Here is a 13,565-nt window from a genome sequence, read left to right on the forward strand (position 1 = left end):
CCGAAGGCGTCATCCTCTCCACGGCCCGTGGGTCCGGGCAGGGAGAGAGCTGTGCGGGCGACGTTCGTTCTGGGACGGATCGCGGGGGTCCGGGTCGGCGTGCACTGGAGCGTCCTGTTCATCTTCGGCATCATCGCGTTCGGCCTGTCGCAGGGCCGCCTTCCCCACGCGTATCCAGGGCGTGCCTGGGCGGTGTACTGGGCGGCCGGCCTGTGCACCGCCGTGGTCTTCTTCGCCTCCCTCCTCGCGCACGAGCTGGCGCACGCCGTCGTGGCCCGGCGCAACGGGGTCGAGGTGGACGACATCGTGCTGTGGCTGCTGGGCGGGGCGGCCCGGCTCAAGACCGAGGCGTCCAGCCCCGGCGCGGAACTGAGGATCGCCGGCGTCGGCCCGCTCGTCAGCCTTCTCCTGGGCGGGTTCTTCGCGCTCGGCGCCTGGCTGCTCACCCTGGTGTCCGCGTCCGGGATCGTGGTGGAGATGGTGGCGTGGCTGGCCGTCATCAATGTGCTGCTCGCGGTCTTCAACGCGGTGCCCGCCGCCCCGCTCGACGGCGGCAGGCTGCTGCGCGCGTTCCTGTGGTGGCGCACGGGAGACCGGCTGCGGGCGACAGCCAACGCGACCATGGCGGGGCGGGTCTTCGGGTGGCTGCTCGTGGTGCTCGGGCTGGTCCTGTTCCTGAGGACCGGCACGTTCGGCGGTTTCTGGCTGGCACTGATCGGCTGGTTCCTCATCGCGGCCGCGACCACCGAGGGACGGCAGGCCCAGCTGCGGGGCGTGCTTGCCGGAGTCCCGGTGAGGGACGTCATGACGCCGGAACCTCTCACGGTTCCCGCGGACACCACGATCGCGGACTTCCTCACCGGAGTGCGCTACCGCTACCGCCACTCGGCGTTCCCCGTGACCGACGACGGGGCCGCGGTCGGGCTGGTGACCCTGGACAGCGCCAGACGGGTGTCGCAGACCGAGGCCCAGGCCCTGCCGGTGAGGGCGGTGATGGTGCCGTTGTCCAAGGTCATCGTGGTGGGACCGGAGAGCCCGGTGGCGGACCTGATGCCGCGCATGGAGCCGGGCGCCGAGCACCGGGTCCTGGTCGTGGACCGCGGCATGCTCGTCGGCATCGTCTCGCCCTCGGACGTCAGCCGCATGGTGACATGGCTGATGAGCACCGCCCCCAAGCGGCGCGGTCGTCGGTGACCGTGGCCGGGCCCGGAGCCCCGACAGGTGCCCGCGAGGCCGTGGCAAGGCGGCGCTCGACAACAGGGGCGAGGCTGGAAGGGCAGTGAACGAACGGACGGTGGAGCGGGGATCTCTCTTCTGGAGGCGGCCATGACAGGTGCAGACGGGCGTCGGCCGATCGTGGTGGGCGTCGACCCCGACACCGCCAAGCGACTCGCGCTCGCCTGGGCCGCCGACGAGGCGGATCGACGTGGCCTGCCGCTGCGGCTGGTCCACGCCCAGGGCACGCCGACCGGCGGATACCGGTCGGGGGAGGCGCGACCGTCCTGGGAGGAGTGGAACCGGGCGCTGCACGGAGTCGGTGACCTGGTGCTCAAGGAGGCGGTCGCGTTCGTCGAGTCCCGGTGGCCGGCGGTGGAGGTGTCGACGCTGCTGGCGGAGGGAGAGCCGGCGTGGGTCCTGCACGAGGAGGCGCGACGCGCCGCCCTGGTCGTGGTGGGCTCCTGGCACCTGACCAGACGGCACGGAATGTTCACCTCCGCCTCCGTGGCGCTCCCGCTCACCGCCCACGCCCCCTGCCCGGTCGTGGCCGTACCGGAGCCGGAGCCCCTCACCCAGCAGCCCGCGTACTTCGTGGTCGGCGTCGACGGCAGCCCGCAGTCGGCCGCGGCGGTGGATGTGGCGTTCGAGGAAGCGGCCCTGCGCGGGGCGCTCCTGCGGGCCCTGTACGTGTGGCATCCGCCGCGCCTCGGTGCCCTGGACGAGGACGCCGCGGTGCTGGAGTGCCGCCGTGTGTTGTCCGAGACGGTCGCGGGCCGCAGCGCGACGCACCCGGATGTGGAACTGCATCACGAAGTCGTCCGCGGCCACCCGGTGAAGGCCCTGACGGAAGCCTCGGAACGCGCCCTGGGCCTGGTGGTGGGAACCCGGGGGCACGGAGGATTCACGGGCATGCTGCTGGGCTCGGTGAGTCAGGGGGTACTGCACCACGCCCGCTGTCCCGTCATCACGGTCCCGGCATGAGCGACTCCCTGCCGGCCAGGGCCCCTCACTCGCGGTGCAGTACGACCTTGAGGGCGCCCGTCGTGGTGCCGTGGGCGAACGCCTCGTAGGCGTCCTCCATCCGGTCGAGGCCGAAGGTGTGGCTCACGAGCCGGGAGACGGGCAGGCGCCCGAGCCCCACCAGCTCCAGCAGCCACGGTGTGGAGGACGTGTCCACCTGGCCGGTACTGATCGTCACGTTCTTGCGCCACAGCGATTCGAGATGCAGCGTGGCCGGCTTGCCATGCGTGCCGATGTTGGCGATGTGCCCGCCCGCGCGGACGGCACGCGTGCACAGTACGAAGCCCTCCGGTTCCCCCGTGGCCTCGATGACCACGTCGGCGCCCGGGCCCTCGGACAACTCGGCGATCATCCGTCCGGGCAGCTCGGCGGCATCGGCACCCACACGGGCGGCGGCTTCCAGCCGCGCGGCGGACAGGTCCGTCACGACGATCCGGCGGGGTGAGTAGAGCCGCGCGATGACGACCGCGGCGAGACCGACGGGACCCGCGCCCACCACGACGACGGTGTCTCCCGGGCTCACATGTCCGTTGCGCACTCCGACCTCGTAGGCGGTGGGGAGGACCTCGGAGAGCAGGACCGCGTCATCGAGCGGCAGGTCGAAGGGCCGTCGGTGGGTGGAGTGGTCGGCGAACGGCACCCGTACGAACTCGGCCTGGGTGCCGTTGATCAGGCTCCCCAGGATCCACCCACCGCCCCCGCGGCACTGCCCGTACATGCCGTCACGGCACGGCTGACAGTGGCCGCAGGCCGAGACGGAGGACACGATCACCTGGTCCCCGGGGCGCAGGTCGTGGATGCCGCCGCCGACCTCCATGACCTCGCCCACGGCCTCGTGACCGAGGATCGTCCCCGGCTTCACGTCGGGGAGGTCTCCCCGCAGGATGTGCAGATCGCTTCCGCAGACGGTGGTGGCGTCGACGCGCACGATCGCGTCGGTCGCCTCCTCGATCGCGGGGTCCGTGGCGGTGTCCCAGGAGCTCTGTTCGGGGCCGTGGTAGACGAGCGCTCGCACGATACTCACTCCCTCGCTACCTCACCTCCACGGTCGCCCCTGAGGGGCTCCCGGGCAACATGGGCCTCCGCCGCGCCGCTGTGCCGCTCTCGTGCCTCAGGTGCCGGTGGGGGAGTGATGGGCCTCGTCGGTCGGGTAGGTGAGGTGCCCGGTGACGGAGACGACGCCGTCGACGCTCCTGCACAACTGTTCGATGATGGGGGTCAGGCTTCTGAACTCGACGGAGCCGTGGAGGTCGACCCGGCCGTCGCGTACCTGGACCGTCACCTGTGAGGGGTCGAGTCCCATGGTGCGCCGCAGTACGTCCTGGGTGATCTCGTCGTGGATGGCGTCGTCGCGGCGCAGGAAGATCCGCAGCAGGTCGGAGCGGCTGACGATGCCCAGGAGCCGGTCCGCCTCGTCGACCACTGGCAGCCGTTTCACCTTCTGGACCTCCATCAGACGGGCGGCCTCGACCACGGTCCAGTCGGGGCGGGCGCACACCGCGGGCGCGGACATCAGTTCCTCGGCGCGGGCGCCCTCGGCCTTGGCCCGTTCCCACGCCTGAAGGTGCGGGATCGGGGCCAGGCCGGAGGGGTCGGCCTGGTCGGCCGACTTGCGCAGCAGGTCGACCTCGGACACCACGCCCAGGGGGCGGTCCAGTTCGTCGACGACAGGTACGGCGGTGACGTCGTGGTCCGTGAGGAGCTTGACGATCTCCTTGAAGGTCAGGTCCCGCCGTGCCCGGACGACGTCTCGGGTCATGAGTTCCGCGACGGTTCGGTGGTGCATGTCGCCTCTCCCTCACGGGACGTGACGGCCGGTCGGCTCGGGGCGGTGCGTGGGGGTCGTTCGTCCCGTGCGGCGGTGTGCCGGGCGTGGCACGTTGGATACAGCACCATTGTGAGGAAGGGGCGGCGATCATGCGAGCTCAGGAGCCGTCCCGGCGTCCGGGCACGGATGAGGCGAAGGGGTCCCCGGCAGGCCCCCGTCGGCGGAGCCGCCCAGCCCCGGCGACGTCGGCCGACGCGCGGCGGCCGAGCGGCGGCGGCGCGGATCTGCCGCCTGGCCAGGGCAGGCGCTGCGGCACCCGGTCGTCGCGGAGCCGGACCCCGCTCGGTGGCCGAGCGCGCCCACTCCGAACCCTGGCCGGGCGGCGAACGCGAGATGTGGGTGCCGATCCGGCCCATGCACCTGACGGGCCGCCGCATCACTCCGGCCGGTGAGTGAGCGGCCGGAGGCCCCGGCGCTCCCGTCGCGTATCCCACGACCAACCGGAGAGCGGTCCCGTCCCGGCAGCCGCCGACCCGTGAGGGAGGTTCCGGTGAACCGGCAAGCACCGTCCGACGAACGCGTGACGGCCCTGGTGCACGACGCGGCAGCCGCCCCGTCGATGCACAACGCGCAGCCCTGGCGCTTCCGCTACCTGCGGCGCAGTCGCACCATCGAACTGCGCGCCGATTTCGAGCGCGTCATGCCGCACTCCGACCCCGACACCCGCGGCCTTCATCTCGGCTGCGGTGCCGCCCTGTTGAACCTGAGGGTCGCCGTGGCTCACGAGGGCTGGTGTCCGGAAACCCGGCTGCTGCCCGACCTCAGCGACCGGGCGTTGCTCGCCGGCGTGCGACTGACCGGCTCCGGGAGCCGCGAGAGCGATCTCGGTGCGCTGTATCCGGCGATCCACCGGCGGCACAGCAGCCGCTCCCCGTTCGAGGAGACGGTGATCCCCGAAGCCGTGCGCGGAGCCCTCGCCGATGCCGCTCGCCTTGAGGGAGCGATGCTGACGTTCCCCACGTCATGGCATCTGCAGGAGGTGCTGGAACTGGTCCGGCAAGGCGAGGCGCGCAACATCACCGACCGCGGCAGCGACCAGGACCTGGCCCAGTGGACCCGAGCCGGCACCCCGTCGGCGCACACGACCGACGACGGAGTCCCGGACTACGCCTTCGGGCCACGCAAACGCGGCGGCAAGGCCCCGGTGCGCGACTTCGCCGGTTCTCGGCAGGTGGCGGGCCGTGACTCCGCCGATTTCGAGCGGACTCCTCAGCTGGCTCTCGTCAGCACGCTCTACGACCGCCCGGAGGACTGGCTGCGCGCCGGCCAGGCCCTGGAACGCGTCCTCCTGCTGGCCACCATCGAGGGTCTGTCCAGCTCCTTCGCCACCCAGCCCCTCGAGTGGACCGACCTGCGCTGGCCCCTGCGCGACCCGGTGTCCGGTACGGGCTACACGCAGATGATCATCCGCCTGGGATACGGCCCCCAGGGCCCCGGCGCACCGCGCCGCCCGGTGTCGCAGGTACTCGACATCCAGCCGTGACCGCCCGCAGGACTGACGGAGAGGGAAGCGAAAGGCGGTGGGAAGGATGGAACTTCCCCTGGTCGTGGGGGTCGACGGATCGGCTGCCGCCTTCACGGCAGTCGACTGGGCCGTGGACGAGGCGGCCCGGCACGGTCTGCCCCTGCGGCTCGTCTACGCCTCGTTGTGGGCGCACTACGAAGGCGCCGTAGAAACGGGCGACCGTGAGCGCCCGTCCGAACAGTTGATGGCGGAGAACATCGTCCGGTCCGCGACGGAGCGTGCCCGGCGGCGCAACCGGGATGTGACGGTCTCGGCCGAGGTGGTCCCCGAGGAGGCGGTGGACGCCCTGCTGCGCGAAGGTCTCCATGCCTCCGCCGTGGTGACGGGCTCACGTGGCCGTGGTGAGCTGAAGGGGATGCTCCTCGGATCGGTCGGCCTCGTGGTGGCGGCCCGTGCGCACTGCCCGGTGATCGTGGTCCGCGGCAACCAGCCCGCACTGGCCGGCACCCACGAACGCATCCTGCTCGGCGCGGGGAACCCCGCCACGAGCGGTGAGGCCGTGCGGTTCGCCTTCCGTGAGGCCGAGGCACGCCGGTGCCCCCTCGACGTCGTACGCGCGTGGCGTTCCCCCGCGCACCAGACCACCCACCCCCCTCGGTCGGCCGGCGAACCGGCGCGCTACCCCAGGGAACGGGCGTCCGCCCTGCTCGACGACCTGTTGCACGACGCGGTGGCGGACCATCAGGGTGTCCGGGTACGCCCCGACACGGTCGAAGGACCGGCCCGCAAAGTGCTCCTGCGCCGCGCGGACGCCGCCGACCTCGTAATCGTCGGAGCACAGCGCAGGCAGGACCACTTCGGGCTCCAACTCGGCCGGGTGACCCACACGCTGTTGCACCACGCTCCGTGTCCCGTGGCGGTCGTGCCGCAACGGGGGTGATCGCCTCAGCGATCCGCGGCTACGCCGGGTGCTCCAGCGCTCGGTGCTCCGGGCGTCGAACAGCATCCGGGCGTCGCACGGCAAGCGCCGCGATGTCGTCGTCGAGCCGTCCGCCGCTGAAACGGAGCAGGTCCCGGTGCAGTCGGTTGAGCAGCCCCGGGGGCGACGCCGGGCCTTGCCCGCGCATCCAGTCCTGCAGCGGGAAGAAGTCGCCGCTGCGGTCCCGGGTCTCCGTGACACCGTCGGTGTAGAGCAGTAACTGGTCGCCCGGGGCGAAGGCCACGGTGTCGATGCAGTAGCGGTCTCCGATGAGCTTCGCGAGGTTGAGAGGCGGAGAGGGGGCGGTGGGCTCCAGAACGCGCATACTCCCGTGGCGCACGAGCAGCGGCGGGGGGTGCCCGCAGTTGAGCAGTCTGACGTGGCCGTCGCCCCGCGGGATCTCGGCGAGAAGAGCGGTGGCGAATCGCTCCGGCAGGTCCTGGGCGGGGAACGCGGCACTGTGGCGGATGATGCTGGTCTCCAGGCGATGGATGACGCCCCTCAGGTCGGGCTCGTCGTGCGCGGCCTCTCTGAAGCAGCTGATCAGCGCCGAGGCCGCCCCCACGGCGGAGAGGCCCTTGCCGCGTACGTCGCCGAGGAGCAGCCGGACGCCGTACGGTGTGGCGGCCGCCTCGTAGAAGTCGCCGCCGATCCGGGCCTGCGCCTGGGCCGCCACATACAGCGACTCGATCTCGATGTCCTCCAGGCGGCTCGGCAGGGGACGCATCAGCACCTTCTGAGCCGTGTCGGCGACGAGCCGGATCTGGATGAGGGCCTCCTCCCGTCGCAGCCGGACATGGCTTGCGTACGCGGCCGCCAGGGTGACCGCGACGATCGCAGCCGATGTGTAGGGCGTCCCCAGGTCGGTGTAGACGAGGCTCAGGCCGAGCATGGCCAGCAGGCAGCCCGTGCCCAGCAGGATCGTGGGGAGCACGGGCCACATCGAGGCGGCCAGGGCGGGCGCGGCGGGCAGGAGGCGGCTGATGGCGATCTCCCTCGGCGTCGCGAACGCCAGCGCGGTGATGAGGAAGGTGAGGAACACGGGTGACAGCCGGACAGCGTCTCTTCGGCCGCCGCGTTGCCGACGGCGCCGTAGTCGCCTCAAGGTAGGCACGAAACGCATCATATCTTCAACAAACTGGGCAATTCGAGATCAGGTGAAACACGTTACGGCGAGCAGGGGGCGGCACCATGCCGTTCCGAGCCCCCTGCGCGCCGCTGTTGCTCTCCTGCTCAGAGCCTTGAGATCTCAGGGCCTTGCGCCGCCACGACTTCCGGCTGTCCCGGTCTCGGTCCCGGACTCGGTCTCGTTCTCTGTCCCGGTCTCGGTCTTCACCGCACTCCGCTTCGCCCGAGCACGCTCCCCGAAGAGCAGCTTCAGAGTGCTGGGGAGCGGTGGCCGGGCGGGACCCCGCAGCAGCGCCGCCCCCTTGGCCAGCGCCGCCTCGGCCGTCAGGTCCTCGACGCCGATCATGGCGCGGAACAGCGGGCGGCCATCGGGCGGTACGAGGTCGGCCAGGGGCCGCCCGGCGGCCAGCGACTCACGCGCCTGACCGAGGACGTGGGCCAGCAGGGCGCGGGTGCCGGGGGTGTCACGGGCGGATTCGAGGTCGGCGCGCGTGACCGCGAACGCGTCCAGGGTCTCCTGGGGGAGGTTGAGGCGGCCCTCTGCGAGATCCTCAGCGATGTCGTTGGCGAAGTCGAGGCGCTGGCTGCCGTCGATGTAGGTACGGCAGGCCTCGCGGTAGCCGGGCGGGGTGTCCTCACCCGTCAGGAGGCCGGCGATCAGCATGAACGCGGGAAGAACGTAGGCGTCGATGTATGACTGGTAGTCCGCCTCGGTGGCGAAGCCCGCGAAGTCGAGGTCGGCGGGGGCGGCGGCGAGGAAGTCCGTCACATAGGTGCGCAACGGCGGGTGCACGCTCATGGTGTGCACAAGGGCCCGGAGATCGGGGTGCTCGACGGTAGCTCCGGCCATTCCCTCGCGGACCTCTGTCGCCCAGCGCGCGAAGGCGGCGGCGCGTTCCTCACGCGGGCCGCTGTCGAGGAGATTGTCGGAGAGGTGCATGAAAGCGGTGACGGCCAGGAGATGCGGGAGGTGCTCGGGGCGCACCAGGAGGCGGGTGGCCAGATAGGCGCTGGGGCGGTAGCGCGCGACGATCCGGCGCTGCCGTGTGTAGTCGGCGCGCAACTCCGCCCCGTCGATCCGGGCGGCGTCCAGCGCCTTGCCCCACCACAGTCCCACAGTTCGGCCTCCTGAAACTCCCGGTCCCGGCGATTCCGGAACTCACACGGCAACGCAGCCACCGTAGTCGGCGTGCGGTCCCCGCTCTCTCCCTCCCCTCGCGCACTGCACGCGCCCGCGGTTGCCGGCGCGTGCGGTGAACTCGGCTTCGCCATGGCCTTGTCGTCGGGACAGGCCCCCTCAGCACAACACGTCGCGCTGCAGGCCCGGCAGGGCGGCTCCGAGAACGGACCACGCGGGCGTCCGTATCGGCTGTGGTGCACGCGGCCCACCCCCGCCCCGAATAGCGCTCTTCGAAGTAGCTCTCCGGGCGGATCACGACCCGTTCGCACCTCTCGCTACGACCGAGCAGCGACAGAGGCCGGCGCACGCAGGGGCCCGGAGAGTCATGACGGACTCTCCGGGCCCCCGGCGTGTCGTGGCTGTGTCTCAGCCCGACCCGGTTACGACGTGACGGTCAGCAGGTCGCGCTGCTCCTCGGGGAGTTCGACCTTGTCCTGGTACAGGAGCGCCTGAGCCGGGTCGAAGACGAGCACCACTTCGCCCGCCAGGCCGCCGTTGCCGCTGAGGACCTGCACGGCCTGGTCGCCGAGGCGGACGTCGTACTCGTAGCGGGAGCCGACGTAGGAGCTGGTGAGGACCTCGGTCCTCAACTGGTTGACGTGGGACGGCGTACCGGACTGCGCGACGACCTCGAGGCGCTCGGGCCGGATCGCCACGGTGACGGAGTGGCCGGCCGGGACACGCTCGTCGCTGTCGACCTGCACCACGTCGTCGCTGCAGTCGAGGAGGATCCGGTACCGCCTGCCCTCCTGTCCGATCACCCGGCCGGTGAGGAAGTTGCAGCGGCCCACGAAGGCGGCCACCTCCGGGGCGGCGGGCCGCTCGTAGATCTCGTGCGGCGTGCCGATCTGGATCATGTTGCCGCCCTCCATGACCGCGATGCGGTCGCTGAGGGCGAGGGCCTCCTCCTGGTCGTGTGTGACGTAGACGGTGGTGATGCCCAGCTCCTCCTGCAGCCGCTTCAGCCAGGCGCGGGCCTGCTCCCGGAGTTTGGCGTCGAGGTTGGACAGCGGCTCGTCGAGCAGCAGCACCGTCGGGGAGTAGACCAGGGCACGGGCGAGCGCGACCCGTTGCTGCTGGCCTCCGGACAGCTGGTGCGGGTAGCGGCCGCTCAGATCGGCGAGACCGACCTTGTCGAGCGCGTCGTGGATGAGGGTCCTCTGCTTCTCCTTGGGGACCTTGCGGATGTTGAGGGGCAGCGCGAGGTTCTTCGCGATGGTCATGTGCGGCCAGAGCGCGTAGGACTGGAACACCATGCCGAGGTTGCGCTCTTCGGGGGGCAGGAACACCCCGGCCGAGGCGTCGACGAAGGGTCTTCCTCCGACGGTGATGGAGCCCTCGGTGGGCTGTTCCAGCCCGGCGATGCAGTTGAGCGTGGTCGACTTGCCGCAGCCGCTGGCTCCCAGGAGGGTGAAGAACTCGCCGTCCTTGATGGTGAAGGTGACGTCGCGGAGGACGGAGTTGTCCCCGAACGTCTTGGCCAGGTTCTTCACGGTCACCTCAGGCATGGTGCTTTCCCTTCATGAGCAGTCCTGCGAGTGCGACGAAGACCGCGGTGATGGCGATCTGGAGGGTTGCCAGTGCGGCGACGGATCCGGCCCGGCCCTGGGTCCAGAGGCTGAGCATGGTGGTGCCCAGGATGTTGTTGTCCGCGGAGCTCAGGAACACGGCCGGCGAGTACTCCTTGAGCATGATCACGAAGGTGAGCACGAGGGCTCCGGCGAACGCGGGAGTGACGAGGGCCCGCAGTACCCGGAAGAACGTCATCAGCCAGTCGGCGCCGGACACCCGGGCCGCGTTGTCGAGTTCGCCGCCGATCTGCATGATCGCCGGGGCGACCGAGCCGAACGCACTGGGCAGGGCGCGCATGCCGAAGGCGATGATGACGGCGTAGATCGTGCCCTGCAGCACCGAGCCCATACCGAACGGGGCGAGGGCGAAGGCCCAGAAGAAGCCGATACCGATGATGATGCCGGGCAGGGACTGCGGGATCAGCGCGAGGTACTCGACGGCCCGGCCGAAGCGGAAGGTGGAGCGGCGGGCGACCATCACCGCGATCACGGCGAGGGCACTGACCAGCACCGAGCCGACGCCGGCCACGATGAGGCTGTTCCACAGGGACTGGACGTAGTTGTCCGAGTCGAACACGATCTCGTAGTTCTGCGTGGTGATCGTCTTCAGCGGCGACTGGAGCGGAGTGAAGACCAGTGTGAAGGAGCGGAGCACCAGGCCGAGGATCGGGACCAGGGCACCGACGATGACGTACAACCAGATGAACGCGATGCTCACCCACTTCAGCCAGCCCAGGTCGAGCTTGCGGGGGCGGGTCACCTTGCCGCGCACGGAGACGAACCGTGCGGCGTCCTTGAGCAGCTTGGCCTGTACGGCCACCAGGGTCAGCGTGACGAGCAGGATGATCGTCGAGGCGGCGCCCAGCATCGTGTAGTCGGGGTCCACCGACTGCAGGCCGTTGTGGTACAGGAACGTCGAGAACACGTCGATCTTCACCGGCTGGCCGTACAGCAGCGGCACGCTCAGGGTCTCGATGGAGACGGAGAACACCAGGATGGCGCTGTAGACGATGGGCGGCCGCAGCATCGGGACGACCACCTGCCCCAGAATCCTGAGCGGCCCGGCACCGCAGACCTGCGCCGCGGACTCCAGGGACGCGTCGGACTGCCGCAGCGCGTTGGCGCAGAACACATAGGCGATGGGCGCGAGCGCCACGGCCTCCGTGAGGGCCATCCCGGGAATCGAGTACAGGTTCCACGGCACGCCGCCGAAGAGCTGCTGGACCTTGATGCTGACGAACCCGGCCGGGCCGTACATGATGATCCAGCCGAAGCCCAGGATCAGCGAGGAGATGAAGAACGGCCACTGCATCGCCAGCGCGATCAGCCGGCCGCCCGGCAGCTTCGTACGGACCACCACGATCGCCATCGGGATGGCGATGGCCAGGCTCAGCAGCGTGGTCAGACCGGCGAACAGCAGCGTGTTGAGCGCCACTTCGCCGAAGCCCGCGTCCGTGAACAGGTCGACATAGCCGCGGACCGTGAAGGCTCCTCCGGCTTCGTAGAGCGGGCGGTTGCGCACGCTCTGGTAGAGGGTCGGGACGATCGGGGCCAGGACGAGGACGGCGAGGAACGCGAGGACCGCGTACTGGACGACCTGGTCCCGTCCGATGCCGAGGGGGCGGCGGTAACGCGGCGGCTTGAACGTCTCTTGGTGCTCGTCGGCCGACGTGCGGACCGGTGGGGTGAGGGTTGACATCTGCTCTGACTCCGATCGTCCCGAGGCTGCCTACTTCTTGAGGAGGCTGTTGAAGCGTTCGAGCCAGGCGTCGGCGTCGTTCTTCGCGACAGCGGAGTAGTCGACGTGGATGATCTTGTCCTCGCCGACCTTGTCCACGACCTCCTGGTAGGTGTGCAGGCCCCGGCCCTTGACGCCCTCGCGGTAGGAGGCCAGTCCGCCCTCGGCGACCGCGCGCTGGCCCTCCGTGGAGAGCGCGAAGTCCATGAACAGCTTCGAGGTCGCCGGGTGCGGTGCCTCGGAGGAGATGCCCATGCCACGGGGGAGGACCACGGTGCCGTCCTCGGGGAAGACGATCTTCACCAGCCCGGCGCTGTCGTCGACGACCGGGTACGCGGGGGAGGCGCTGATCAGGAAGCCGGCCGTGTACTCACCGGAGACGATCTTCTCCAGCTGCGTACCGGAGGAGGTTTCCGGGCGGGTCAGGGGGAGGATCGTCTTCAGCGCGTCCCACGCCCCGGGGTTGCCCTCGGTCAGGGCGCGGGTCACCGAGAAGCCGAACGAGCCCTCCGGGTCGCGGACCGTCACCTTGTTCTTGAACTTGCCCTCGTCGGCGCTCACGATCCTGGCCAGGTCGGCCATGCCGGTCGGAGGCTTCTCCATCAGGCTGGTGTTGTAGGCGATCGTCATCGGGTCCTGCGACAACGAGTAGACGCTGGGCAGGAGTTGCGCTTCGTCGCCGAGTGCGGCCAGCTCCGGGGTCTTGTACTCCAGCACCGCGTCCTTGCGCTGAGCGAAGTTCGCCCAGGCGCTCGCCGCGCTGGAGATCATCACGTCCGCGGGCGAGCTGCCGGCCGCGTTCTCCGAGAGGACCTTCTGGAACAGCTCGTCGCTGTCGAGCTCGTTGACCGAGACGGTCTTGATGAAGTCGTACTTCTTCTTGAAGTCCCGGACGATGGGGGCCATGTTCTCGTCGCCGAGGTTGGAGTAGACGGTGAGCTTGCCGCCCTCCTTCTTCGCCTCCGCGATCAGGTTGTTGTAGTCCTTGGGGTAGTAGACGGGCACCTTCCCCGTGCTGATCTTGTTCTCCGCCACCGCGGGCTTGTCGCTGCCCCCGCAGGCGGTCAGCAGTCCGAGTGCGAGAACCACGCCGATCGCGGTCGCGGACCGGAGACGGCCGGGGTGAGCGAGCCCGGAGGCGGTGCCCGCGGCGGCGAAGTGTCGTGAGCCGAGGTGGCTGGATCTGGCCATGGTTCTCCTTTGAACACGTGCCCTCTGGCAGCTGTTGCCGGGAGGTTAGAGACCCAGGTCAGGCGGGTAAATCCTTTAGCCATCAGAGCTCATAGTGTGTGTTGTGGTCGTTCTGGTCGTGACGCGAGTCACCTGCTCTGTACTGCACTGATGGCTTGAAATAGGTGTACTCGGAATCCTTTTCGCCGCCGAGGGCTGACCCCCGCGATGGTCAGGGTGGGCGAGGAGGGGGTGACCGTCGCAGGGA

Annotated in this window: 11 protein-coding genes; 4 read left to right on the top strand and 7 right to left on the bottom strand. The window is 70.1% G+C overall.

The features are described from left to right. Window positions 1-51 precede the first annotated feature (51 nt). Window positions 52-1,194, top strand: a complete 1,143-nt coding sequence (locus FPZ41_RS24695) for a site-2 protease family protein (RefSeq protein WP_322620676.1) — start codon at window positions 52-54, stop codon at window positions 1,192-1,194. Between the two features lie 132 nt (window positions 1,195-1,326). After that, on the top strand, window positions 1,327-2,199 hold the full coding sequence (locus tag FPZ41_RS24700) for a universal stress protein (RefSeq protein ID WP_152865909.1): 873 nt from the start codon (window positions 1,327-1,329) through the stop codon (window positions 2,197-2,199). Between the two features lie 25 nt (window positions 2,200-2,224). On the opposite strand, the gene FPZ41_RS24705 is transcribed toward FPZ41_RS24700, so the two are convergent. Continuing rightward, a complete protein-coding gene (locus tag FPZ41_RS24705) occupies window positions 2,225-3,253 on the bottom strand; it encodes an alcohol dehydrogenase catalytic domain-containing protein (RefSeq protein WP_322620679.1) in 1,029 nt (342 codons plus the stop codon). Between the two features lie 96 nt (window positions 3,254-3,349). Continuing rightward, window positions 3,350-4,024 carry a CBS domain-containing protein gene (locus FPZ41_RS24710; protein WP_152865910.1) on the bottom strand — a complete coding sequence of 225 codons (675 nt, stop codon included), beginning with the start codon at window positions 4,022-4,024 and terminating at the stop codon, window positions 3,350-3,352. Window positions 4,025-4,556: 532 nt separating this feature from the next. Between FPZ41_RS24710 and FPZ41_RS24720 the strand changes: the two genes are divergently transcribed. Together FPZ41_RS24720 and FPZ41_RS24725 are read left to right on the top strand one after the other, a co-directional pair. After that, window positions 4,557-5,549 carry an Acg family FMN-binding oxidoreductase gene (locus FPZ41_RS24720; protein ID WP_407698811.1) on the top strand — a complete coding sequence of 331 codons (993 nt, stop codon included), beginning with the start codon at window positions 4,557-4,559 and terminating at the stop codon, window positions 5,547-5,549. 46 nt (window positions 5,550-5,595) lie between these two features. Next, a complete protein-coding gene (locus FPZ41_RS24725; RefSeq protein WP_152865911.1) occupies window positions 5,596-6,471 on the top strand; it encodes a universal stress protein in 876 nt (291 codons plus the stop codon). Window positions 6,472-6,490: 19 nt separating this feature from the next. Here FPZ41_RS24725 and FPZ41_RS24730 read toward each other — a convergent pair whose 3' ends face one another. From FPZ41_RS24730 to FPZ41_RS24750, 5 genes are all read right to left on the bottom strand, one after another. Further along, on the bottom strand, window positions 6,491-7,552 hold the full coding sequence (locus FPZ41_RS24730) for a PP2C family protein-serine/threonine phosphatase (protein WP_322620677.1): 1,062 nt from the start codon (window positions 7,550-7,552) through the stop codon (window positions 6,491-6,493). 207 nt (window positions 7,553-7,759) lie between these two features. Further along, window positions 7,760-8,755: a phytoene/squalene synthase family protein gene (locus FPZ41_RS24735; protein ID WP_322620678.1), complete on the bottom strand. Its 996-nt coding sequence runs from the start codon at window positions 8,753-8,755 to the stop codon at window positions 7,760-7,762. Between the two features lie 443 nt (window positions 8,756-9,198). After that, window positions 9,199-10,326: an ABC transporter ATP-binding protein gene (locus FPZ41_RS24740; protein WP_152865913.1), complete on the bottom strand. Its 1,128-nt coding sequence runs from the start codon at window positions 10,324-10,326 to the stop codon at window positions 9,199-9,201. Beyond that, on the bottom strand, window positions 10,319-12,088 hold the full coding sequence (locus FPZ41_RS24745; protein ID WP_152865914.1) for an ABC transporter permease: 1,770 nt from the start codon (window positions 12,086-12,088) through the stop codon (window positions 10,319-10,321). Before FPZ41_RS24745 ends, FPZ41_RS24740 begins: the two co-directional genes overlap by 8 nt. Window positions 12,089-12,118: 30 nt before the next feature. After that, entirely contained in the window at window positions 12,119-13,318 is a 1,200-nt protein-coding gene (locus tag FPZ41_RS24750; RefSeq protein WP_152865915.1) for an ABC transporter substrate-binding protein, read from the bottom strand. Between the last annotated feature and the right edge of the window lie 247 nt (window positions 13,319-13,565).

This window comes from Streptomyces acidicola (assembly GCF_009377235.1).
GTDB classification, from domain to species: domain Bacteria; phylum Actinomycetota; class Actinomycetes; order Streptomycetales; family Streptomycetaceae; genus Streptomyces; species Streptomyces acidicola.